The sequence below is a fragment of the Enterobacter cloacae complex sp. CDL013 genome (assembly GCF_049238805.1).
GTDB classification, from domain to species: domain Bacteria; phylum Pseudomonadota; class Gammaproteobacteria; order Enterobacterales; family Enterobacteriaceae; genus Enterobacter; species Enterobacter hormaechei_C.
The window spans coordinates 359,773-382,395 of the sequence record NZ_JBMKGT010000004.1 but is presented as its reverse complement, the minus strand read 5'-3'; the positions used below and the strand labels follow the sequence as shown (position 1 = coordinate 382,395).

The following is a 22,623-nucleotide window of genomic DNA, read 5'->3' as shown; positions in this document are numbered from 1 at the left end:
ATGCGAATATTTGTTTACGGCAGTTTACGAACCAGGCAAGGCAACAGCCACTGGATGACCAACGCCCAGTTGCTGGGAAATTACACAATCGAAAACTACCAGTTGTACAGTCTGGGCCACTATCCAGGCGCAGTTCCGGGGAACGGAACGGTACAGGGTGAGGTTTATCGTATTGATAATGCCACGCTGGCCGAACTTGATGCCTTGCGCACCAGGGGCGGTGAATACGCTCGCCAGTTGATCCAGACACCTTACGGCAGTGCATGGATGTACGTGTACCAACGTTCGGTCGACGGGTTAACGCTGATTGAAAGCGGTAACTGGTTAGACAGAGACCAGTTCTGAAAAACGACAACGCCACCGTAAGGTGGCGTTGTTTTTTTGCGCCCATTCGCACGGGTTACCGGGATCGAAAGGCACAAAAAAGCCCCGACGCGCGGGGCTTAGTATCAGCAGTAAGAATTACTTCTTAGCAGCACGCTCGAAAGAGGCGATGATTTCTGCTTTCGCCGCTTCTGCGTTATCCCAGCCTTCAACTTTAACCCATTTGCCTTTTTCGAGATCTTTGTAGTGCTCGAAGAAGTGGGCGATCTGCGCTTTCAGCAGCTCTGGCAGGTCGTTCACATCTTTAATGTGATCGTACTCTTTGCTCAGCTTGGTGTGCGGTACGGCAACCAGTTTCGCATCTTCACCCGCTTCGTCAGTCATTTTCAGCACGCCAACAGGACGGCAGCGAATGACGGAGCCTGGCTGCAATGGGTATGGCGTCGGGACCAGTACGTCAACCGGGTCACCGTCCAGAGACAGAGTGTGGTTGATGTAGCCGTAGTTGCACGGATAGAACATGGCGGTAGACATGAAACGGTCAACGAACAGCGCACCGGTGTCTTTGTCGATTTCGTATTTGATTGGATCTGCGTTGGCCGGGATTTCGATCACAACGTAGATGTCTTCTGGCAGTTCTTTACCCGCAGGGACGTTGAGTAAGCTCATGTCGGTGTCCTTTAAAATGGATGGTAAACAAGTGGCAGGTATTATAGCCAACTGGCGCTGAAAGTCTCCGCCTGTTTTCGACTTCTCTCCCTCGCGCCTTCACTTTTCAGACCGTTTCCATGACAGGATAATCCATAAACTCAGCCGCATTTTAAATGTTGAAATGAAAGCGATTACAAACTTGTGATTAACGTTTTATTCACTTTTCTGAAGTGTGATGTAACGCAATCCGTAACATATTCCATTGGCTATAGTTCATCCGCGGAACATCTTTTAACCAACAATAACCTACCCTACGAGGACGTTCATATGTGGAAGCGCTTACTTCTTGTTACAGCAGTTTCGGCAGCCATGTCGTCTATGGCGATGGCCGCACCTTTAACCGTGGGATTTTCGCAAGTCGGATCTGAATCCGGCTGGCGCGCCGCTGAAACGAATGTGGCGAAAAGTGAGGCCGAAAAGCGCGGTATTACGCTGAAAATCGCCGATGGTCAGCAAAAGCAAGAGAACCAGATTAAAGCGGTGCGCTCGTTTATCGCTCAGGGCGTGGATGCCATCTTTATTGCCCCGGTTGTCGCTACGGGCTGGGAGCCGGTGCTGAAGGAAGCCAAAGATGCTGAAATTCCGGTCTTCCTGCTCGACCGTTCCATCGACGTAAAAGACAAATCTCTCTATATGACCACCGTCACCGCCGATAACGTGCTGGAAGGCAAACTGATTGGTGACTGGCTGGTGAAGCAGGTGGATGGCAAGCCGTGTAACGTGGTTGAGTTGCAGGGCACCGTCGGAGCGAGCGTGGCTATCGACCGTAAGAAAGGTTTCGCGGAGGCCATCGCCAAAGCACCAAACATCAAAATCATCCGTTCTCAGTCCGGCGACTTCACCCGCAGCAAGGGTAAAGAGGTCATGGAAAGCTTCATCAAGGCAGAAAATAACGGCAAAAATATTTGCATGGTTTACGCCCACAACGACGACATGGTGATCGGCGCCATCCAGGCCATCAAAGAAGCGGGCCTGAAGCCGGGCAAAGATATCCTCACCGGCTCGATCGACGGCGTACCGGACATCTACAAAGCAATGATTGACGGCGAAGCGAACGCCAGCGTGGAGCTGACGCCAAATATGGCGGGCCCGGCATTCGATGCGCTGGAGAAATTCAAGAAAGACGGCACCCAGCCTGAGAAGTTGACCATCACCAAATCCACGCTCTACCTGCCGGACACGGCGAAAGAAGAGTTAGAGAAGAAGAAAAATATGGGCTACTAAGCCCTCGCCCCCTCACCCTAGCCCTCTTCCCGGAGGGGAGAGGGAAAAGGGCGGGTTGGGCAGAAAATTAAAGATGGGCACGACATAGTCCCCTCTCCCCTCCGGGGAGAGGGTCAGGGTGAGGGGAAAACCATGACCACCGAACAACACCAGGAAATCCTTCGCACAGAGGGCCTGAGTAAATTTTTCCCTGGCGTTAAGGCGCTGGATAACGTTGATTTCAGCCTGCGGCGGGGGGAGATCATGGCGTTGCTCGGCGAAAACGGGGCGGGGAAGTCGACGCTGATTAAAACCCTGACCGGGGTCTATCACGCCGATCGCGGCGCTATCTGGCTGGAAGGTAACGCCATTTCGCCCAAAAACACCGCGCATGCGCAGCAACTGGGGATCGGCACGGTCTACCAGGAAGTAAACCTGCTGCCAAACATGTCGGTAGCGGATAACCTGTTTATTGGCCGCGAGCCCAGACGTTTTGGCATGCTGCGCCGCAAAGAGATGGAAGCGCGCGCCGCGAAGCTGATGGAATCGTATGGCTTCTCTCTCGACGTGCGCGAACCGCTGAACCGTTTTTCTGTGGCGATGCAGCAGATCGTGGCGATCTGTCGCGCTATCGATCTCTCGGCGAAAGTGCTGATCCTCGATGAACCCACCGCCAGCCTCGATACCCAGGAAGTGGAGATGCTTTTTACCCTGATGCGCCAGCTGCGTAATCAGGGCGTTAGCCTGATTTTCGTGACGCATTTCCTCGATCAGGTTTACGAGGTGAGCGACCGTATTACGGTGCTGCGCAACGGCAGCTTTGTCGGCTGCCGGGAAACCCGCGAGCTGCCGCAGATAGAATTGGTCAAAATGATGCTGGGCCGCGAGCTGGAGACCAACGCGCTTCAGCGCGCGGGCCGTACGCTGCTGAGCGAAAAACCGATCGCCGCGTTTCACGATTACGGCAGAAAAGGGACCATCGCGCCGTTTAACCTCGAGGTACGCCCCGGTGAAATTGTGGGACTGGCGGGTCTGTTAGGCTCCGGGCGCACCGAAACCGCCGAAGTCATCTTCGGGATCAAACCTGCCGACAGCGGAACGGCGCTGATCAAAGGCAAACCACAAACGCTACGTTCACCGCATCAGGCGTCGTGCCTCGGCGTGGGCTTCTGCCCGGAGGACAGGAAAACGGACGGTATTATTGCCGCCGCCTCGGTGCGGGAAAACATCATTCTGGCGCTACAGGCCCAGCGCGGCTGGCTGCGTCCGATCCCTAAGCGCGAGCAGAACGCGATTGCCGAGCGCTTCATCCGCCAGCTCGGTATACGTACCCCGAGCGCGGAACAGCCCATCGAGTTCCTCTCGGGCGGTAACCAGCAGAAGGTTCTCCTCTCGCGCTGGCTGCTGACCAAACCGCAATTCCTGATCCTCGACGAGCCCACGCGCGGTATCGACGTGGGCGCGCACGCCGAAATCATCCGGCTTATCGAAACGCTCTGCGCCGACGGTCTGGCGCTGCTGGTGATCTCGTCCGAGCTGGAGGAGCTGGTTGGCTATGCCGATCGCGTCATCATCATGCGCGATCGCAGGCAGGTGGCAGAGATTCCGCTGGATAAACTGTCGGTTCCGGCGATCATGAATGCCATCGCGGCGTAAGGAGTCAAATGTGATGTCCCGTTCTCTTTCGCAAACTGGCGAAGCGAAGCGCCGCTTCACCTGGCCGACCGGCACGCCGCAAATCGTGGCGCTGCTGCTGGTGCTGCTGGTGGATAGCCTGGTGGCTCCGCATTTTTTCCAGATCGTCGTGCAGGATGGCCGCCTGTTTGGTAGCCCGATCGACATCTTAAACCGTGCCGCGCCCGTGGCGCTGCTGGCGATTGGTATGACGCTGGTCATTGCCACCGGCGGGATCGACCTCTCCGTCGGTGCGGTAATGGCGATTGCGGGCGCCACCGCCGCCTCGATGACCGTCGCCGGGCACAGCCTGCCGGTGGTTCTGCTGGCCGCGCTGGGCTCCGGCGTGCTAGCCGGGCTATGGAACGGCATTCTGGTCGCGGTGCTCAAGATCCAGCCGTTTGTCGCGACGTTGATTTTGATGGTGGCCGGGCGCGGTGTGGCGCAGCTTATTACCTCCGGTCAAATCGTCACCTTTAACTCCCCGAGCCTGGCGTGGATCGGCAGCGGTAATTTTCTGTTCTTCCCGACGCCGGTGATCGTCGCGTTGGTGACGCTGGTGGTGTTCTGGCTTTTCACCCGCAAAACGGCGCTCGGGATGTTCATCGAAGCGGTGGGGATTAACATTCGGGCCGCGAAAAACGCCGGGGTAAATACGCGGCTGATGGTGATGCTGACTTACGTGCTGAGTGGCGTCTGTGCTGCGATTGCCGGGGTGATCGTGGCCGCCGATATTCGCGGAGCGGATGCCAATAACGCCGGACTCTGGCTCGAGCTGGATGCAATCCTTGCGGTGGTTATCGGCGGTGGATCGCTGATGGGCGGACGTTTTAATCTGCTGCTCTCGGTGGTGGGGGCGTTGATTATTCAGGGTATGAATACCGGTATTTTGCTCTCCGGGTTCCAGCCGGAGCTGAATCAGGTCGTCAAAGCGGTCGTGGTGCTTATCGTGCTTATCGTGCAGTCGCCGCGCTTTATCACTCTCATTAAGAGGTTCCGCGGTCATGATAAAACGTAATTTGCCGTTAATGATCACGCTGGGCGTGTTCGTGCTGGGATACCTTTACTGCCTGACCCAGTTCCCGGGCTTCGCCTCCACGCGGGTGATTTGCAACATCCTGACCGACAATGCCTTTTTAGGCATTATCGCCGTCGGCATGACGTTTGTGATCCTCTCCGGCGGGATCGATCTCTCCGTTGGGTCGGTGATCGCCTTTACTGGCGTGTTCCTTGCCAAGGCGATTGGCTTTTGGGGCATTTCGCCGCTGCTGGCTTTTCCGCTGGTGCTGGTCATGGGCTGCGCGTTCGGCGCCTTTATGGGGCTTTTGATCGATGCGCTGAAAATCCCGGCCTTTATTATCACCCTCGCCGGGATGTTCTTCCTGCGCGGCGTGAGCTATCTGGTGTCGGAGGAGTCAATTCCCATTAACCACCCGATCTACGACACGCTCTCCAGCCTGGCGTGGAAAATCCCCGGCGGGGGGCGCCTGAGCGCAATGGGGCTGCTGATGCTGGGCGTGGTGGTGATCGGGATCTTCCTCGCCCACCGTACCCGGTTTGGTAACCAGGTTTATGCCATTGGCGGCAGCGCCACGTCCGCGAACCTGATGGGAATTTCCACGCGCAGCACGACTATCCGCATCTACATGCTTTCGACCGGGCTGGCCACCCTCGCGGGGATTGTATTCTCAGTTTATACCCAGGCAGGCTATGCCCTGGCGGGGGTGGGCGTTGAGCTGGACGCCATTGCCTCGGTAGTGATTGGCGGTACGCTGCTCAGCGGCGGAGTGGGGACAGTCCTCGGCACGCTGTTTGGCGTGGCGATCCAGGGGCTGATTCAGACCTATATCAACTTCGACGGCACGCTCAGCTCCTGGTGGACCAAAATCGCCATCGGCATTCTGCTATTTATTTTTATCGCGCTCCAGCGCGGCCTGACGGTGCTGTGGGAGAACCGCCAGAGCTCGCCTGTTACCCGGGTGAATACCTCTGTAACAGGGCGATAACATGCTGAAATTGCTTAAACTCTAAACATTTTCCGGTAGCGGCCGATACTCTTTTTTTATGCCCAGAAATATCTCGCTACCGGAAATAACATCATGCTTAAAACGCTATCGATTCGTACCGGCTTGCTCTCTTTACTGGCCGTTATGACCCTTCTGCTGCTGATTGTCAGCGGCATCGGCATTTATGCCCTTACACAAAGTTCCGCTTCTCTCCAGCGCATCAATCATCTTCAGGGTGAACAGATGGTGCAGCTGAATGCCGGCTATACGCTGATCCTGCGCGCGCGTAACGAAGCGGGGCAGGCCGTTCGCATGATGGAGGTCGGCCTGCTGGACGATGCGGCCAGGGCGGTCAAAACCATTAACCAGGAAGTGGCGCTGGCACAGAAAACGCTGAAGGACGTGATCGGCAGCGGCGTGGCGGATGAGCAGGGGCAAAAGCTGCTGGATAACGTCGCCGCGAGCCTGGCGGTGTACAACCAGCAGGGTATCAGCCCGATGCTGAAAGCCCTGAACGAGCAAAGCGCGGACAGCTATTACGATCTGCTGGAAAACAAGCTGGTCCCGGTGGCGAAGCAGTTTGATAACGATATGCAGGCGTTCCAGGCATGGAGCGAGGCGCGCGGCAAAGCGGAGGTGAGCGCCGTGCAGGCGAGTAAAACCCGCGTGCTGATCCTGATTATCGTCGCGGCGCTGCTGACGGCTGGCATTATCGTGCTGGCCTGGCTGGTTCTGCGCCATATGCTGCTCGAGCCGCTTTCAGCCTCGATTGCCCAGCTGGAACATGTGGCGGCCGGGGATTTAACCCATACCCTGAACGCGCCGGCGAGCCAGGAATTTAATCGCCTTAACGCGGCGATCGAAGGGATGCGCCAGTCGCTGATGGACTCCGTTCTGCGGGTGCGTGACGCCAGCTCGCAGATTGATACCGGCAGCCGCGAGCTGACGGCCGGGAATATGAACCTGGCTCAGCGCACGGAATCCACCGCCACCTCGCTGGAGCAGACGGCCGCCAGCATGGAAGAGGTCACCGCCACGGTGAAACTTAACGCCGATAACGCCGAGCAGGCGCACCAGCTGGCGAAGTCGGTCTCCGATACCGCCGATCACGGCAGCGAAATGGTCTGCTATGTCATTGAGAAGATGCGCGACATCTCCGGCAGCTCGGCACGCATCGCCGATATCCTGAGCGTCATCGACGGCATTGCCTTCCAGACCAATATTCTGGCGCTGAATGCCTCCGTTGAAGCGGCGCGTGCGGGTGAGCAGGGGCGAGGTTTTGCGGTCGTGGCGGGTGAGGTGCGTAATCTCGCCAGCCGCAGTGCTGATGCGGCGAAAGAGATCCGCTCGCTTATCAGCGATTCGCAAACCCACGTGAACGAGGGCAGCGAGCTGGCGCAGCAGGCCGGTGAGACGATGGACGAGATCGCCACCGAAGTACTGCGTATGACCAAACTGATGCGTGAAATTGCGACGGCCTCTCAGGAGCAAAGCCGCGGTATTGAGCAGGTGAATATCGCTGTCAATCAGATGGATGAAACGGCGCAGCAAAATGCGGCGCTGGTCCAGCAATCATCTGCGGCAACACGTTCCCTGGAGGAGCAGTCTCGCGAGCTGATGGAAGCGATGGCCTCCTTCAAATTGACGACGCAAACGGCATGACGAAAAAAAGGGGAGCCTGACGGGCTCCCCTTTTCGTGCGTTACGCGTCCGGGAATTCGCGGATCATGCGTTCAACGTCATTCACCATATGGCGGTTGCCGACGAAGAAGGAACGGCGCTGGTGCAGGCTTTCTGGCACGATATCCAGAATACGCTCTTTACCGTCGCTCGCCTTGCCGCCTGCCTGTTCGGCCAGGAACGCCATTGGGTTGCACTCGTACAGCAGACGCAGTTTTCCGTCCGGGTGGCTGGCGGTGCTTGGGTAGAGGTAAATACCGCCCTTCAGCAGGTTACGGTGGAAATCCGCCACCAGCGAGCCGATATAGCGTGAGGTGTACGGGCGCTGGGTGGCTTTATCCTCTTCCTGGCAGAATTTGATGTACTTCTTCACGCCGTTCGGGAATTTGATGTAGTTGCCTTCGTTGATGGAGTAGGTGTTGCCCTTCTCCGGGAAGCGCATACGCTCCTGGCACAGGCAGAATACGCCCAGGGACGGATCGTAGGTAAAGGCGTGTACGCCGCAACCGGTGGTGTACACCAGCATGGTGGACGAGCCATACACCACATAACCGGCAGCAACCTGTTTACTGCCCGGTTGCAGGAAGTCTTCTTCCGTCACCGGCGTGCCAACCGGCGTGACGCGACGGTAGATGGAGAAAATGGTACCGACAGAAACGTTAACGTCGATGTTGGAGGAGCCGTCCAGCGGATCCATCAGAACAACGTATTTCGCGTGTTCACACCCTTCGAATACGACGATCTCATCTTCTTCTTCAGAGGCGATACCCGCAACGATGTCGCGCGCGCGCAGTGCTGCTTTCAGTTTTTCATTGGCGAACAGGTCGAGTTTCTGCTGAACCTCACCCTGAACGTTCTCGGCACCGCTGGCACCCAGGATATCGACCAGACCGGCCTTGTTGATATCGCGGTGGATGATCTTAGCGCCCAGCTTTATTGCCGACAGCAAAGCAGTGAGCTCACCCGTAGCATGAGAGAACTCGTGCTGCTTTTCGACAATAAATTCACCTAACGTTTTCATAACACTTTCCCTGCATCTTATGTTGAGTAAAGCGGTTGATGTCCAACAATCTTAACAAACATTCAAATATTAGCGCAGAGGTGAATCGCGCCAGCAAAATACGGATTTACCTGAAATGCGTTTCACAGCCGCTGACATGTGAGTAAAATGTGCGCCACATTGAAGAAGGATAGTGACGTATGCGCATTCATATATTGGGGATTTGTGGCACTTTCATGGGCGGACTGGCAATGCTGGCGCGCTCGCTGGGCCATGAAGTGACAGGTTCGGACGCCAATGTGTATCCGCCGATGAGCACGCTGCTCGAGAAGCAGGGAATTTCTCTGATTCAGGGATACGACGCCAGCCAGCTGGAGCCGCAGCCGGATCTGGTGATCGTGGGTAACGCCATGACCCGTGGGAATCCATGCGTTGAAGCGGTGCTGGAGCGCAATATCCCGTACATGTCTGGCCCGCAGTGGCTGCATGATTTTGTCCTGCGCGACCGCTGGGTTGTCGCCGTTGCCGGGACGCATGGCAAAACCACCACCGCCGGTATGGCGACCTGGATCCTCGAAGCCTGCGGCTACAAGCCGGGCTTTGTGATCGGCGGCGTGCCGGGCAATTTCGACGTCTCCGCACGTCTGGGCGACAGCCCGTTCTTTGTGATTGAAGCGGATGAATACGACTGCGCGTTCTTCGACAAGCGCTCCAAGTTCGTGCATTACTGCCCACGCACGCTGATCCTCAACAACCTTGAGTTCGATCACGCGGATATCTTTGACGACCTGAAAGCGATTCAGAAACAGTTCCACCATCTGGTGCGCATTGTTCCGGGTCAGGGCCGCATTATCCTGCCGGAGAACGACATCAACCTGAAGCAGACTATGGCGATGGGGTGCTGGAGCGAGCAGGAGCTGGTGGGCGAGCAGGGGCACTGGCAGGCGAAAAAGCTCAACGCGGATGCCTCCGAATGGGAAGTGCTGCTCGACGGTGAGAAAGTGGGCGAGGTGAAGTGGGGCCTGGTGGGCGAGCACAACATGCACAACGGCCTGATGGCGATCGCCGCGGCGCGTCACGTTGGCGTACTGCCTGCGGATGCCGCCAATGCGCTGGGCACGTTTATCAACGCCCGTCGCCGTCTGGAGCTGCGTGGCGAAGCCCACGGTGTGACGGTGTATGACGATTTCGCGCACCACCCAACGGCCATTCTGGCGACGCTTGCCGCATTGCGTGGCAAAGTTGGCGGCACCGCGCGCATTCTGGCCGTACTGGAACCGCGTTCGAACACCATGAAAATGGGCATCTGCAAAGACGATCTCGCGCCGTCCTTAGGGCGTGCCGACGAAGTCTTCCTGCTGCAACCGCAGCATATTCCGTGGCAGGTGGCCGAAGTGGCCGACGCCTGCATTCAGCCGGCGCACTGGAGTGCGGACGTGGATGTCTTAGCGGATATGGTGGTGAAAGCCGCACAGCCTGGCGATCACATTCTGGTGATGAGCAACGGCGGGTTTGGCGGGATCCATCAGAAGCTGCTGGACGGTCTGGCGAAGAAAGCCGCGGCCGCAGAGTAAAAAAAGACCCGGTGGCGCTAGCGCTTACCGGGCCTACATTATCTCTTCTCCCTCTCCCCTTTGGAGAGAGGGCTGGGGTGAGGGGTTTACTCTTCGTTCTCAGACAGCTCGCGCAGATACTGGAAAATCAGACGCGCTGACTTCGGCGGCTTATTCCCTTCTTTCTCTTTCTTCGCGTTACGGATCAAAGAACGCAGCTGCTGGCGGTCGGCATTCGGCCACAGGTTCAGCACTTCAGGTACCGCGTCATCACCTTGCTCGATCAAACGATCGCGGATCTGCTCCAGCTTATGGAACAGCGCAACCTGCTGGTTGTGGCGGTTTTTCAGTTTGTCCAGCGCCTGACGGATCGGCTCCACGTCGCGCTGACGCAGCAGTTTCCCGATAAGCTGAAGCTGGCGGCGACGCCCTTCTTTCTTGATTTTCTGTGCCAGTTCAATGGCATCACGCAGATCCTGGTCGAGCGGGATCTTATCCAGCGCGTTTTTACCCAGTTCTACCATTTCTGCGCCAAGCTGTTTTAACTCTTCGGCGTCACGTTTAATTTCACTTTTACTGACCCAGATGATCTCATCATCTTCGTCTTCGATGTCATCACCGGGAACGTCGTCGAGCCAGTCTTCGGGCTGCTTAGTCATGTCAGGCTCCTTAAAAAAAGAGGCTAATGTTACCAGTTAAGACGCGCACTGAAAAACGGTTCTCTGTTAGACTTCACTTAACTCTCTCTTACAGTATGGCATTTGCGATGAAAGTAACCTCACAAGTTGAAGCGCAGCGTAAGATTCTGGAAGAAGCCGTCTCCACCGCGCTGACGCTCGCTTCAGGTAAATCAGATGGCGCCGAAGTGGCGGTCAGCAAAACCACCGGCATTAGCGTGAGCACCCGCTATGGCGAAGTGGAGAATGTAGAATTTAATAGCGATGGCGCGCTGGGGATCACCGTGTATCACCAGAATCGCAAAGGCAGCGCGTCGTCTACCGATCTCAGCCCGGATGCCATCGCCCGAACGGTGCAGGCGGCGCTGGATATCGCGCGTTACACCTCCCCGGATCCTTACGCTGGCGTGGCCGATAAAGAGCTGCTGGCGTTTGACGCGCCGGATCTCGATCTGTTCCATCCCGCGGAAGTGACGCCGGACGAAGCCATTGAGCTGGCCGCGCGAGCCGAGCAGGCTTCTTTGCAGGCTGACAAACGCATCACCAATACCGAAGGCGGCAGCTTTAACAGCCACTACGGCATTAAAGTGTTTGGTAACTCCCATGGAATGTTGCAGGGGTACTGCTCAACCCGCCACTCGCTTTCCAGTTGCGTCATCGCCGAAGAAAACGGCGACATGGAGCGCGATTACGCCTATACCATTGGCCGCGCGCTGGGGGATTTGCAGTCTCCGGAGTGGGTGGGTAAAGCGTGCGCCGAACGCACGCTGTCTCGCCTGTCGCCGCGCAAGCTCTCCACCATGAAAGCCCCGGTGATTTTTGCCAACGAAGTGGCGACCGGTCTGTTTGGCCATCTGGTAGGCGCTATCGCGGGCGGTTCGGTGTACCGTAAATCGACCTTCCTGCTCGACTCGCTGGGCAAGCAGATCCTGCCGGAATGGCTGACCATCGAAGAGCACCCACACCTGCTGAAAGGGCTGGCCTCCACGCCGTTCGACAGCGAAGGCGTACGCACGGAACGCCGGGATATCGTGAAAGACGGCATTCTGACCCAGTGGCTGCTGACCAACTACTCTGCGCGTAAGCTGGGGCTGAAAAGCACCGGGCACGCGGGTGGCATCCACAACTGGCGCATTGCCGGACAGGGCCTGAATTTTGAACAGATGCTGAAAGAGATGGGCACCGGCCTGGTGGTCACCGAGTTGATGGGGCAGGGCGTGAGCGGTATCACCGGCGATTACTCTCGCGGTGCAGCGGGCTTCTGGGTCGAAAACGGTGAAATTCAGTATCCGGTGAGCGAAATCACCATCGCCGGCAACCTCAAGGACATGTGGCGCAATATTGTTACGGTCGGTAACGATATTGAAACACGCAGCAATATTCAGTGTGGTTCTGTATTACTGCCGGAGATGAAAATCGCCGGGCAATAATCCCCTTAAAAGCGTGATTAATAATAAAAAAGGAAGTGAGCAATGCGTAAACACCTGTTAGCGATCGTCGCGGCTTCAACGCTGGTTCTTGGCTCATCTGCGTTTGCTGCCGATCTCGAAGACAACATGGACATCCTCAGTCAAAATCTGAAGGTGGTGCAGAAAACCGACAATGCGGCGGAAATGAAAGACGCACTGACGAAGATGCGTGAAGCTGCGCTGGATGCGCAAAAAGCGACGCCGCCGAAGCTGGAAAGCAAAGCGGCAGACAGCGCCGAGATGAAAGACTACCGCCACGGCTTTGACGTGCTGGTCGGCCAGATTGACGGCGCGCTGAAGCTGGCGAACGAAGGCAAAGTGAAGGAAGCCCAGGCGGCAGCCGACCAGTTTGCGGCGACCCGCAACGCGTATCACAAGAAGTATCGTTAATTGGGTGCCTGAGCTGTACGTCCTCTCTCCGTATGCGGAGGCGCATGATGCGCCCCCGCATCGTTGCTCCCTACTTGCCGGAGCGACAATCCATCCGCGCTGTCACTTCAAGCGAGCCATTACGAAAACGGATCTCGCACAGTGTTTTCCTCGTTACCAGCGTTAAGATGATTATTGTCAAAGAAATAATCATCAAAACCCCGATACTTGGGTTTCTGCGTTTCATGGATGCCTCCTTGCTTTAAAGCGGGCGAGGTAGCGAACTCCACGGTGTGACGTGTCGTTTCGAGCCCCCGCCCTGATTTTTTATCAGGCGGGGCTTTCCACTTTCCGTCCCATGCCTGAGACGGTCAGTCTCAAGCACCCGCCGCCACTCTAGCGAATCTCCATAAGAAAACCTTATCCACGTCACATTTCTACGAGCCTGCTCGTAATCTTTTCCACTCCGCTTATCAGTCTAATACCGCGTAATAGCGTGATATTCATCACGTAAATCCAGCGATTTATACAGATTCACCGCATTTATGTGGCACAGATCACTGCCGCTGCTCGCCTTTCCACTTCGAAGTGGAAAACAACTCGCTACAAACAATTCCCCCTCGACGTTAGTTTTATTCCAGAGCCATTAACGGGGTAAGACGAGTGATTAACGGAGCGGTAATGAACGACGTTGGGGAACAGGCGGTGCAAACAGAACAGCTCGCGAACACCATGCTTCAGCAGGTCTACGCCCTGCTGGCCCGGCACAACATCATCCCCAACGCGGTACAGGAGCAGATGCTGACCTCCCACGTTCGCGCAATGGCGCACCGGTCCGTGACCGGCGAGCCGCTGCCGGAGGTTGAAGCAGAGCTGTTCGACGAAATTTCACCAGATTCAATGCAACTTGCCCGTGAAGTGGTAGCGCAGTTCGGCAACCTTCCTGATGAAGAGGCCTGGCTGCTCTCCGTTCACTTCGAAGTCGCGAAAGACAACCTTTAAGGAGCAACACATGGAACAGATTACAGTCGTGATTGGCGATCGCCTGGGTAAAGGGCAGAAAGTGGCTGCGGGTGTGGAAAAAGCCGGCGGACGCGCGGTTGTCGTACCGGGCATGGCAGCGGATATGAAGCTCGGTGACGTGATGAAAGCAGAAAACGCCACCTTCGGGATCTCCTTCTGCGGCAGCGGCGGCGCGGGCGCCATCACCGCTCAGACCAAATATGGCTACAAGGCCAAATACGGGATGCGCTCCGTGGATGAGGGTGTGACCGCCATCAACGAAGGCTGCAACGTGCTGGGCTTTGGCTTTATGGATAAAGAAGAGCTGGGCGAGCGTCTGGTACAGGCGTGGCAGAAGAAATACGGCGCGTAAGCATGAAAGAACAGTTCACAACCACGGTGAGAGTGAAGGGGAAGGGCGACGCCAAAGCGCGCGCCTTTGCCGACGCGCTCAACCACGTTCAGGCCGCGGTGATGAAAGCCTCACCGCATATCTTACTGCGTATTGAGCCACAGGATGTGCAGGTCGTTCAGGCGCAAGAAGCGGTGCGAAAAGAAGCGTTTCTGTTCTTCTTTCTGCGCCGGGAAAGACGCACCTACAGCGTGGAGCTGGATGTGACCGTCAACGTGACAGCCATCAATCTCGACCAGGTGGATTTCGTCACGCAACGCTGATTATTCATAAAAGGGCAGACTGATGTTCTTAATTATATTAATAAAATCGCTCATCATCGGCGGCCTGGTAGGCGTCGGTGTCGGGGCCGGGGCTGCACGCATGTTTCATGCGCCTACCACTCAGGGTATGGGCGCGTTTCGTACGTTGGGGGAACTGAACTCCTGCGAAGGGGATCCGGCGTCCCACTTCTCCTTTGGGTTAGGTTTCTTCTTTAACGCCTGGGCCTCTTCCGTGGCCGCAGGTGCCTTCACACAGGACGTTGACCACCGCATCATCCCAAACTGGGGTGCTGCCGCGCTGATGATCAAAAACCGTAACGTCGGTGAAACGCTGCATGACCCGCGCAAAATGGCGATTGCCTGCGGCATCATCGGCATGATTGTCGTGACCTTCCTTAACCTGACCGCCTCCTCCGTGCCCGCAGCGCTTCAGGTCACCGCCGTGAAGGTGCTGGTGCCTGCCGCGAACCTGCTGGTCAACACCGTGATGCCGGTAATCTTCTGGCTGGCGGCCATCGACGCGGGTAAAAAATCGGGCTTCTGGGCCACCATCTTTGGCGGCGCGGCACAGCTGATCATGGGTAACGCCGTACCGGGTCTGGTACTGGGTATTCTGATCGGTAAAGGCGTGGAGGAGAGCGGCTGGAACCACGTCACCAAAGTGATGATGGCGGCGATCGTTCTGCTCTTCGTGCTGAGCGGCTTCTTCCGCGGCTTCGACATGAAGATGATCGAATCCTTCCATCTGACCGTGCCGAACTGGCTCGACATGATCCACAACTCGCTCAGCGGTAAATAACAGGAGCCTCTAAATGGAACAGAATAAAGGTTTTTGGTATGCCGACTGGTCGTTCCCGATCTTCGTTGGCCTGCTCTCCTCCGGCGTGTTTGCCGGGACGCACATGTACTACCTCTACGGCATCGGCGCGTTTAACGAAGTGGCCTTCGTGGCGATGCTGAAAGCGGGCATTGATACCGGCGTTTACGGCGCGGTGGCGGCATTTGGCGCGAGCTTCCTGTTCGCCCGAATTATCGAAGGGTCGCTGGTAGGTATTCTTGATATCGGCGGGGCGATCCAGACCGGCGTGGGCCTCGGCGTACCGGCGCTGCTGCTGGGCGCGGGGATCATGTTCCCGGTGACCAACTTCATTGCCTCGCTGATTACCGGCCTGGTGATTGGTCTGGCGATTGGCTACGTCATCATCCTGGCGCGTAAGTTCACCATCAACCAGAGCAACTCCACCTACGGCGCAGACGTGATGATGGGCGCGGGTAACGCCTCCGGCCGCTTCCTCGGGCCGCTGATTATCCTCAGCGCCATGACCGCCTCCATTCCAATCGGCGTCGGTTCCCTGGTAGGCGCGTTGCTGTTCTACATCTGGCAGAAGCCGATAACCGGTGGCGCCATCCTCGGCGCAATGATTTTGGGCTGGCTGTCCCCGGTCGCCCTTTAATACCCGCGGGCGCTCCGGCGCCCGCCCTATCAGGAGAACCCCATGTTTGATTTACTCCTGCGCCGTGCGCGCCTCGCCGACGATACCCTGACCGATATCGCCATTCAGGACGGGAAGATCGCCGCGACAGGCGACATTAACGCTCCCGCCCGCAAAACGGTTGAGCTTAACGGTGATGTGTTCGTCAGCGCGGGCTGGATTGACTCCCACGTCCACTGCTACCCGAACTCCCCGATTTACCACGACGAGCCGGACAGCGTGGGCATTGCCACCGGCGTCACCACCGTGGTGGACGCGGGCAGCACCGGGGCCGACGACGTGGACGATTTCTACGCCATCACCCGCAAAGCCTCCACCGAGGTGTTTGCCCTGCTGAACATCTCCCGCGTGGGGCTGATCGCCCAGAACGAGCTGGCCAATATGGCCAATATTGACGCCGACGCGGTGAAAGAGGCGGTGAAACGCCATCCTGATTTTATCGTCGGCCTGAAGGCGCGCATGAGCAGCAGCGTGGTCGGTGAAAACGGCATCACCCCGCTGGCGCGCGCGAAAGCGATCCAGAAAGAGAACGGCGACCTGCCGCTGATGGTGCACATTGGCAACAACCCGCCGAACCTCGACGAAATCGCCGAGCTGCTGAGCTCCGGCGACATCATTACCCACTGCTACAACGGCAAGCCAAACCGCATCCTGACGCCCTCCGGCGAGCTGCGTGCCTCCATTACCTCCGCCCTGAAGCGCGGCGTGCGTCTGGACGTTGGCCACGGTACGGCGAGCTTCAGCTTTGAAGTGGCGAAGCGCGCTATTGCGATGGGCATTCTGCCGCACACCATCAGCTCGGATATTTACTGCCGCAACCGCATCAACGGCCCGGTCGGCTCGCTGGCAAGCGTGATGTCGAAATTCCTCGCCATCGGCATGTCATTGCCGCAGGTGATTGACTGCGTCACCGCCAACGCCGCCGACGGCCTGCGCCTGACGCGCAAAGGCCGCATTCAGCCTGGCCTCGACGCCGATCTGACGCTGTTTACCCTCAAGCGCCAGCCGACGGTGCTGACGGATGCCGAAAACGACAGCCTACAGGCTGAACACATTCTGGTGCCGCTTGCCGCGATCCGCGCGGGCAAGGGCTACATGACCGAACAAGGGAGCACGGAACATGCCTTCGATTTATGAGAAGTACAACTTAAAGCAGGTTATCAACACCTCTGGCCGCATGACGGCGCTGGGCGTCTCCACGCCGCGCCCGGAAGTGGTGCAGGCGGCGATGAACGGCATGAATCACTATTTCGAGATGAAGGAGCTGGTCAATAAAACCGGGGAATACATCGCGAAGCTGCTGGAGGTGGAAGGGGCGACGGTGGTCTCCTGCGCGTCGGCGGGCATTGCCCAGTCCGTGGCGGCTGTGCTGGTGAAAGACAGCGACTGGCTGCTGGAAAACCTGCACGTCACACCGATTGAAAATAACGAGATCGTCCTGCCGAAAGGCCACAACGTGAATTTTGGCGCGCCGGTGGGCACCATGGTGGCGCTTGGCGGCGGCAAGCTGGTGGAAGCGGGCTACGCCAACGAATGTTCCGCCGATCAGCTGGCGGCGGCGATCACCCCGCGCACGGCGGCTATCCTCTACATTAAATCGCACCACTGCGTGCAGAAAAGCATGCTAAGCGTCGAGCAGGCGGCGGTTGTCGCGCGTAAACACGACTTGCCGCTGATCGTTGATGCCGCGGCGGAAGAAGATCTGCATACCTATTACCGATCCGGCGCCGATCTGGTGATCTACAGCGGCGCGAAGGCGATCGAAGGCCCAACCAGCGGCCTGGTGATTGGCAAAACCCAGTACGTTGAGTGGGTGAAGCGCCAGACGGCGGGCATTGGCCGCGCGATGAAGGTGGGCAAAGAGGGCATTCTTGGCCTGACCTGCGCCATCGAACACTACCTGACGGCCACCAAAGAGAGCGGCGCCGAGATGGTGGCGAAAATGACGCCGTTTATCGAGGCGCTCAACACCCTGAACGGTGTGACCGCGCGCGTGGTCTGGGACAGCGCCGGACGCGACATCGCCCGCACCGAAATTAAGTTCGACGAAGCCACCACGGGCGTCGGCACGGGTGACCTGGTGAACGCGCTGAAGCAGGGCGAATACGCCATCTATTTCCGTGGCTACAAGGCCAACGAAGGGATTATTGAGGCGGACGTGCGCAGCGTAAATGCTGACCAGCTGAACATCGTGTACCGTCGCATTAGCGAAGTATTAGGACAGGAGAAAAACGCATGAAACTGACCCCCAACTTTTACCGTGACCGCGTCTGCCTGAACGTGCTGGCAGGCTCAAAGGCCAACGCCAGCGCCATCTATGAGGCGGCGGAAGGCCACGTGCTGGTGGGCGTGCTCTCCAAAAATTACCCGGACGTGGCGAGCGCGGTCGCGGATATGCGTGAGTACGCGAAGCTGATTGATAACGCGCTCTCCGTTGGCCTGGGCGCGGGCGATCCGAACCAGTCGGCGATGGTGAGTGAAATATCCCGCCAGGTGCAGCCGCAGCACGTTAACCAGGTCTTTACCGGCGTGGCCACCAGCCGCGCGCTGCTGGGGCAAAATGACTCCGTGGTCAACGGTCTGGTCTCTCCGACCGGTACCGTCGGGATGGTGAAAATCTCCACCGGCCCGCTGAGCAGCAACGCGCCGGACGGCATTGTGCCGGTTGAAACCGCCATCGCCCTGCTGAAAGATTTCGGCGGCAGCTCCATCAAATATTTCCCGATGGGCGGCCTGAAGTGCCGTGACGAATACCAGGCGGTGGCGGAAGCCTGCGCCCGTCACGACTTCTGGCTGGAGCCGACCGGGGGAATCGATCTGGAGAACTTCGAGGCGATCTTGCAGATCGCCCTGGATGCGGGCGTGAGCAAAATCATCCCGCATATCTACAGCTCGATTATCGACAAGGCCAGCGGTGATACGCGCCCAGAAGATGTGCGCACGCTGCTGGCGATGACGAAGAAGCTGGTGAAGTAAAACCTGCCCCTCACCCCAGCCCTCTCCCCAAAGGGGAGAGGGTGTAATCGTCCCCTCTCCCCTTTGGGGAGAGGGTTAGGGTGAGGGGAAACAAACCGCACACACCCGAAGGAGCCACCATGCACACCCGAACCCTGCTTGTCGCTTCACTCTCAATGCTCGCCACCGCCGCTGTCGCCCAGACGCAATACGCCTGGGTGGGTACCTATAATCCGAACGGCGAAGGGCTGTACCGCTTTACCGTCGACCCGCAAACCGGTGCGCTGAACGATAAAACGCTGGTGAGCAAGCTGCCGAACGCCGCGCAGTTAACCGTCTCACACGACGGCAAAACGCTCTATCTGGCAAGCGAAGTGGAGCAGGGCGTGGTGCAGGCGCTGCGCATCGGCGATAACGGCACGCTGAGCGAGCTGAATCAGGTGGCCTCCGGCGGCGCGGGGCCGGTATATCTTTCCCTGACGCCGAACGGTAAACATCTGCTGGTGGCAAACTACATCAGCGGAACTGTCGCGGTGCTGCCCGTTAACGCAGACGGCAGCCTGAGCGATGCTACGGACACCCATCAGGACAAAGGCGAACCGGGCGCGGCGAAGCCGGAAGCTGCCGTCGAGGGCAGTTTCGCCATCAGCGATCATAACGGCCCGCATGCGCACATGATCGCCGCCGATCCGAGCGGGAAATACGTTTTTTCCACCGATCTGGGGCTGGATCGCATCTATCAGTACCGTTTTGACGATCAAACCGGGAAGCTGACTCCGAACGATCCGCCGTTTATCAGCGCCTCCTCAAAAGGGGCCGGGCCGCGCCACTTCGTCTTTACGCCGAAAGGTGATGCCCTGTGGCTGATTAACGAAGAGGCGTCTACGCTCACCCATTATGCGCTGGACAGTAATGGCAGGCTGAAAGAGGGTAAAACGGTTTCAGCCCTGCCGGACGGTTATAAAGGCACCAGTTTTGCTGCCGGGCTGGCGCTAAGTGCCGACGGGAAACAGCTGTATGTCGCTAACCGTTTGCATAACAGCATCGGGCACTTTACCGTAACGGCAGAGGGTACGCTGACGCATCAGGATGATGTCTGGACGCGCGGCGACTATCCGCGCACCCTGACGCTCGATAAGCAGGGTCGCTGGCTGTACGTCATGAACCAGCGCAGCGACAACATTACCCGTTTCCGCGTGGCACCGGACGGCAAGCTGAGCGCCGAGCCAGACTATACCCCGGTCGGCAGCCCATCCCAGATGGTCATTTCACCTTAAGCCGTAAGAGGACAACGACGTGCGATTTCCGAACCAACGTTTAGCGCAACTTTTCGATCTGTTGCAAAACGAGACGCTGCCGCAGGACGAGCTGGCGCAGCGGCTGTCGGTTTCCACGCGAACCGTCCGGGCGGATATCACCGCCCTGAACGCGCTGCTGGCCAGCCACGGCGCGCAGTTCATTTTGAGCCGGGGCAACGGCTATCAGCTCAAAATTAATGATGTGGCGCGCTATCAGCAATTGCAGGCGTCCCACCCGCGCGCGCTGCGTATTCCGCGAACCGGACCTGAGCGCGTGCACTATCTGGTGGTGCGTTTTCTGACGTCAGCCTTTTCCATCAAGCTGGAGGATCTGGCCGATGAGTGGTTCGTCAGCCGGGCCACGTTGCAGAGCGACATGGTGGAAGTGCGCGAGTGGTTTCACCGTTACAACCTGACGCTGGAAACCCGCCCTCGCCACGGCATGAAGCTGTTTGGCAGCGAGATGGCGATCCGCGCCTGCCTGACCGACCTCCTGTGGGAGCTGGCGCAGCAGGACAGCCTGAACCCGCTGGTGACCGACGTGGCGCTGAACGCGGGCGTGGCGGAAAAGATGGTGCCGGTGCTGCACGATGCGCTGACGCGCCATCACATTCGCCTGACCGACGAAGGCGAGCTGTTCCTGCGCCTGTACTGCGCGGTGTCGGTGCGGCGCATCAGCGAAGGGTATCCGCTGCCGGAATTCCACGCGGAAGACGTGGAAGAGAACGTGCATGAGGCGGCGAAAGATATCGCGGTGGCTATCCAGGAGCTGGCGGGCAAAGCGCTGTCGCCGTCAGAAGAGAGCTGGCTGTGCGTGCACATTGCGGCGCGGCAGATCCAGGAAATCGCCCCGAGCGCCATTAATGCTGACGACGACGAAGCCCTGGTCAACTACATTCTGCGCTACATCAACACCCACTATAACTACAACCTGTTGAGCGACGAGCAACTGCATGCAGATCTGCTCACGCACATCAAAACCATGATTACCCGCGTGCGGTATCAAATCATGATCCCCAATCCGTTGCTGGATAACATCAAGCAGCACTACCCGATGGCGTGGGATATGACCCTCGCGGCGGTGTCTAGCTGGGGCAAATACACCCCGTATGTGATCAGCGAAAACGAAATTGGTTTTCTGGTGCTGCATATCGGCGTCGGGCTGGAGCGCCACTACAACATCGGCTATCAGCGCCAGCCGCGGGTGCTGCTGGTATGCGACGCAGGTAACGCGATGGTGCGCATGATCGAGGCGGTACTTCAGCGTAAATACCCGCAGATTGAGGTGACGCGCACGCTCACCCTTCGCGAGTACGAGCTTGCCGATGCCATTGGCGAAGACTTTGTGATCTCCACCGCCCGCGTGAGCGAAAAATCCAAACCGGTGGTGATGATCGCCCCGTTCCCGACCGATTATCAGTTAGAGCAGATCGGCAAGCTGGTGCTGGTGGACCGCACCCGGCCGTGGATGCTGGAAAAATACTTCGACGCGGCCCATTTCCGCATTATCGACAAGCCTGTCGACCAGCAAACGCTGTTCCGCGAGCTGTGTGAACAGCTTGAAGCAGAGGGCTTTGTCGGTGCGGAGTTTCTGGATTCGGTTATCGAGCGTGAAGCCATCGTCAGCACCATGCTCGGCGACGGCATTGCGCTGCCGCACTCCCTCGGCCTGCTGGCGCAAAAAACGGTGGTCTACACCGTGCTGGCGCCGCAGGGCATTCAGTGGGGAGATGAAACCGCCCATGTCATCTTCCTGCTCGCCATCAGCAAAAGCGAGTACGAAGAGGCAATGGCGATTTACGACATCTTTGTCACTTTCCTGCGTGAACGCGCGATGGCGCGCCTGTGCCAGTGCGAGAATTTTGCGGCGTTTAAGGCTGTGGCGATGGAGAGTTTGAGTCGGTTTTGACGTTCAGGCGGACAGAGGATATCCGCCTTCATTCAACGCAGATGATGCACAACCTGGTTGCTGCTGCCGCGCCAGATAAGCATAGGATCTTTTAGATCCTGCATGAACTTGCCGTCGACCAGGACGTTAATTAGATCCACCACTTCCATCTGCTGCGCATTCAGTTCATCCAGCTTATAGCCCGTCCAGACCCAGATGTCTTTTCCCGCGCACTCGTGGTGGATGCGTTTTACCAGCTTCAGGATCTCCGGCACGTTTTGCGGATGGAGCGGGTCGCCGCCGGAGAGCGAGATCCCCTGGCGTTTGATGCGCGTGTCGTTCAGGTCGTTGATGATGCGGTCTTCCATCTCAGCGGTAAACGGCATACCCGAGTTCAGGCGCCAGGTGCTTTTGTTGTAGCAGCCGGGGCACTCGTGAACGCAGCCTGATACAAACAGGGTACAGCGGGTGCCGGGGCCGTTGACGATGTCGACGGGGTAGTACTGGTGATAATTCATAGCGTTAACCTGATGCCCTCACCCCGGCCCTCTCCCACAGGGAGAGGGAGAAAACCGGTGGCCGGAATAACAATGTGCTCGATCGGTTCCCTCTCCCTTGAGGGAGAGGGGTAGGGTGGGGGGGACAC

At 57.9% G+C, this 22,623-nt stretch carries 24 protein-coding genes; 19 read left to right on the top strand and 5 right to left on the bottom strand.

The window, feature by feature from the left end; genetic code table 11:
- The gene (locus ACOTXD_RS10155) at positions 1–345 is read left to right on the top strand and encodes a gamma-glutamylcyclotransferase family protein (RefSeq protein WP_017383925.1); all 345 of its coding nucleotides are present in this window, start codon (positions 1–3) and stop codon (positions 343–345) included.
- A 117-nt stretch (positions 346–462) separates the two neighbouring features.
- Here ACOTXD_RS10155 and ppa read toward each other — a convergent pair whose 3' ends face one another.
- Entirely contained in the window at positions 463–993 is a 531-nt protein-coding gene (gene ppa / locus ACOTXD_RS10150; protein ID WP_006810347.1) for an inorganic diphosphatase, read from the bottom strand.
- Between the two features lie 309 nt (positions 994–1,302).
- On the opposite strand from ppa, the gene ytfQ reads away from it, so the two are divergent.
- The 5 genes from ytfQ (at position 1,303) to ACOTXD_RS10125 (ending at position 7,580) form a co-directional block, all read left to right on the top strand.
- A complete protein-coding gene (gene ytfQ / locus ACOTXD_RS10145) occupies positions 1,303–2,259 on the top strand; it encodes a galactofuranose ABC transporter substrate-binding protein YtfQ (RefSeq protein WP_017383924.1) in 957 nt (318 codons plus the stop codon).
- Positions 2,260–2,391: 132 nt separating this feature from the next.
- A complete protein-coding gene (gene ytfR, locus ACOTXD_RS10140) occupies positions 2,392–3,894 on the top strand; it encodes a galactofuranose ABC transporter, ATP-binding protein YtfR (RefSeq protein WP_032661303.1) in 1,503 nt (500 codons plus the stop codon).
- Positions 3,895–3,904: 10 nt separating this feature from the next.
- On the top strand, positions 3,905–4,930 hold the full coding sequence (ytfT, locus tag ACOTXD_RS10135; RefSeq protein ID WP_162270440.1) for a galactofuranose ABC transporter, ATP-binding protein YtfT: 1,026 nt from the start codon (positions 3,905–3,907) through the stop codon (positions 4,928–4,930).
- Positions 4,917–5,918: a galactofuranose ABC transporter, permease protein YjfF gene (gene yjfF / locus ACOTXD_RS10130; protein ID WP_023302976.1), complete on the top strand. Its 1,002-nt coding sequence runs from the start codon at positions 4,917–4,919 to the stop codon at positions 5,916–5,918. Before ytfT ends, yjfF begins: the two co-directional genes overlap by 14 nt.
- A 93-nt stretch (positions 5,919–6,011) precedes the next feature.
- The gene (locus ACOTXD_RS10125; RefSeq protein WP_061856196.1) at positions 6,012–7,580 is read left to right on the top strand and encodes a methyl-accepting chemotaxis protein; all 1,569 of its coding nucleotides are present in this window, start codon (positions 6,012–6,014) and stop codon (positions 7,578–7,580) included.
- A gap of 40 nt (positions 7,581–7,620) precedes the next feature.
- Here ACOTXD_RS10125 and fbp read toward each other — a convergent pair whose 3' ends face one another.
- Positions 7,621–8,619, bottom strand: a complete 999-nt coding sequence (fbp, locus tag ACOTXD_RS10120) for a class 1 fructose-bisphosphatase (RefSeq protein ID WP_126501093.1) — start codon at positions 8,617–8,619, stop codon at positions 7,621–7,623.
- 179 nt (positions 8,620–8,798) lie between these two features.
- On the opposite strand from fbp, the gene mpl reads away from it, so the two are divergent.
- Complete coding sequence (mpl, locus tag ACOTXD_RS10115) at positions 8,799–10,172, top strand: UDP-N-acetylmuramate:L-alanyl-gamma-D-glutamyl-meso-diaminopimelate ligase (protein WP_032608369.1); 1,374 nt, start codon at positions 8,799–8,801, stop codon at positions 10,170–10,172.
- Positions 10,173–10,258: 86 nt separating this feature from the next.
- Here the strand turns inward: mpl and yjgA are convergent, their stop codons facing one another.
- A complete protein-coding gene (gene yjgA / locus ACOTXD_RS10110) occupies positions 10,259–10,810 on the bottom strand; it encodes a ribosome biogenesis factor YjgA (protein ID WP_003856072.1) in 552 nt (183 codons plus the stop codon).
- A gap of 95 nt (positions 10,811–10,905) precedes the next feature.
- Between yjgA and pmbA the strand changes: the two genes are divergently transcribed.
- Complete coding sequence (gene pmbA, locus ACOTXD_RS10105; protein WP_015572506.1) at positions 10,906–12,258, top strand: metalloprotease PmbA; 1,353 nt, start codon at positions 10,906–10,908, stop codon at positions 12,256–12,258.
- A 42-nt stretch (positions 12,259–12,300) separates the two neighbouring features.
- A complete protein-coding gene (gene cybC / locus ACOTXD_RS10100; RefSeq protein ID WP_022650280.1) occupies positions 12,301–12,687 on the top strand; it encodes a cytochrome b562 in 387 nt (128 codons plus the stop codon).
- Positions 12,688–12,757: 70 nt separating this feature from the next.
- Here the strand turns inward: cybC and ACOTXD_RS10095 are convergent, their stop codons facing one another.
- Positions 12,758–12,880 carry a Hok/Gef family protein gene (locus ACOTXD_RS10095; protein ID WP_227011084.1) on the bottom strand — a complete coding sequence of 41 codons (123 nt, stop codon included), beginning with the start codon at positions 12,878–12,880 and terminating at the stop codon, positions 12,758–12,760.
- A gap of 449 nt (positions 12,881–13,329) precedes the next feature.
- Here ACOTXD_RS10095 and ACOTXD_RS10090 point away from each other — a divergent pair, with 449 nt between their 5' ends.
- The 10 genes from ACOTXD_RS10090 (at position 13,330) to ACOTXD_RS10045 (ending at position 21,998) form a co-directional block, all read left to right on the top strand.
- Positions 13,330–13,668 (top strand): PRD domain-containing protein, encoded by a 339-nt coding sequence (locus ACOTXD_RS10090; RefSeq protein WP_026080657.1) that lies wholly within the window; start codon positions 13,330–13,332, stop codon positions 13,666–13,668.
- 10 nt (positions 13,669–13,678) lie between these two features.
- Complete coding sequence (locus tag ACOTXD_RS10085) at positions 13,679–14,041, top strand: SFCGS family glycine-rich protein (RefSeq protein WP_006810339.1); 363 nt, start codon at positions 13,679–13,681, stop codon at positions 14,039–14,041.
- A 2-nt stretch (positions 14,042–14,043) separates the two neighbouring features.
- Positions 14,044–14,343, top strand: a complete 300-nt coding sequence (locus ACOTXD_RS10080; protein ID WP_006810338.1) for a DUF4312 family protein — start codon at positions 14,044–14,046, stop codon at positions 14,341–14,343.
- A gap of 22 nt (positions 14,344–14,365) precedes the next feature.
- A complete protein-coding gene (locus ACOTXD_RS10075) occupies positions 14,366–15,142 on the top strand; it encodes a DUF4311 domain-containing protein (RefSeq protein WP_006810337.1) in 777 nt (258 codons plus the stop codon).
- 13 nt (positions 15,143–15,155) lie between these two features.
- The gene (locus ACOTXD_RS10070; RefSeq protein WP_061856200.1) at positions 15,156–15,797 is read left to right on the top strand and encodes a DUF4310 family protein; all 642 of its coding nucleotides are present in this window, start codon (positions 15,156–15,158) and stop codon (positions 15,795–15,797) included.
- Between the two features lie 42 nt (positions 15,798–15,839).
- Positions 15,840–16,973, top strand: coding sequence for an amidohydrolase/deacetylase family metallohydrolase (locus ACOTXD_RS10065; RefSeq protein ID WP_022650282.1), 1,134 nt, complete (start codon positions 15,840–15,842; stop codon positions 16,971–16,973).
- On the top strand, positions 16,957–18,075 hold the full coding sequence (locus ACOTXD_RS10060; RefSeq protein ID WP_023315283.1) for a DgaE family pyridoxal phosphate-dependent ammonia lyase: 1,119 nt from the start codon (positions 16,957–16,959) through the stop codon (positions 18,073–18,075). The genes ACOTXD_RS10065 and ACOTXD_RS10060 overlap by 17 nt, the downstream gene beginning before the upstream one ends.
- Entirely contained in the window at positions 18,072–18,812 is a 741-nt protein-coding gene (dagF, locus tag ACOTXD_RS10055) for a 2-dehydro-3-deoxy-phosphogluconate aldolase (protein WP_023315284.1), read from the top strand. The genes ACOTXD_RS10060 and dagF overlap by 4 nt, the downstream gene beginning before the upstream one ends.
- A 119-nt stretch (positions 18,813–18,931) precedes the next feature.
- Complete coding sequence (locus ACOTXD_RS10050) at positions 18,932–20,068, top strand: lactonase family protein (RefSeq protein WP_023315285.1); 1,137 nt, start codon at positions 18,932–18,934, stop codon at positions 20,066–20,068.
- A gap of 19 nt (positions 20,069–20,087) precedes the next feature.
- Positions 20,088–21,998 carry a BglG family transcription antiterminator gene (locus ACOTXD_RS10045; RefSeq protein ID WP_032608374.1) on the top strand — a complete coding sequence of 637 codons (1,911 nt, stop codon included), beginning with the start codon at positions 20,088–20,090 and terminating at the stop codon, positions 21,996–21,998.
- 32 nt (positions 21,999–22,030) lie between these two features.
- On the opposite strand, the gene nrdG is transcribed toward ACOTXD_RS10045, so the two are convergent.
- Entirely contained in the window at positions 22,031–22,495 is a 465-nt protein-coding gene (nrdG, locus tag ACOTXD_RS10040; RefSeq protein WP_003856093.1) for an anaerobic ribonucleoside-triphosphate reductase-activating protein, read from the bottom strand.
- Positions 22,496–22,623 lie beyond the last annotated feature (128 nt).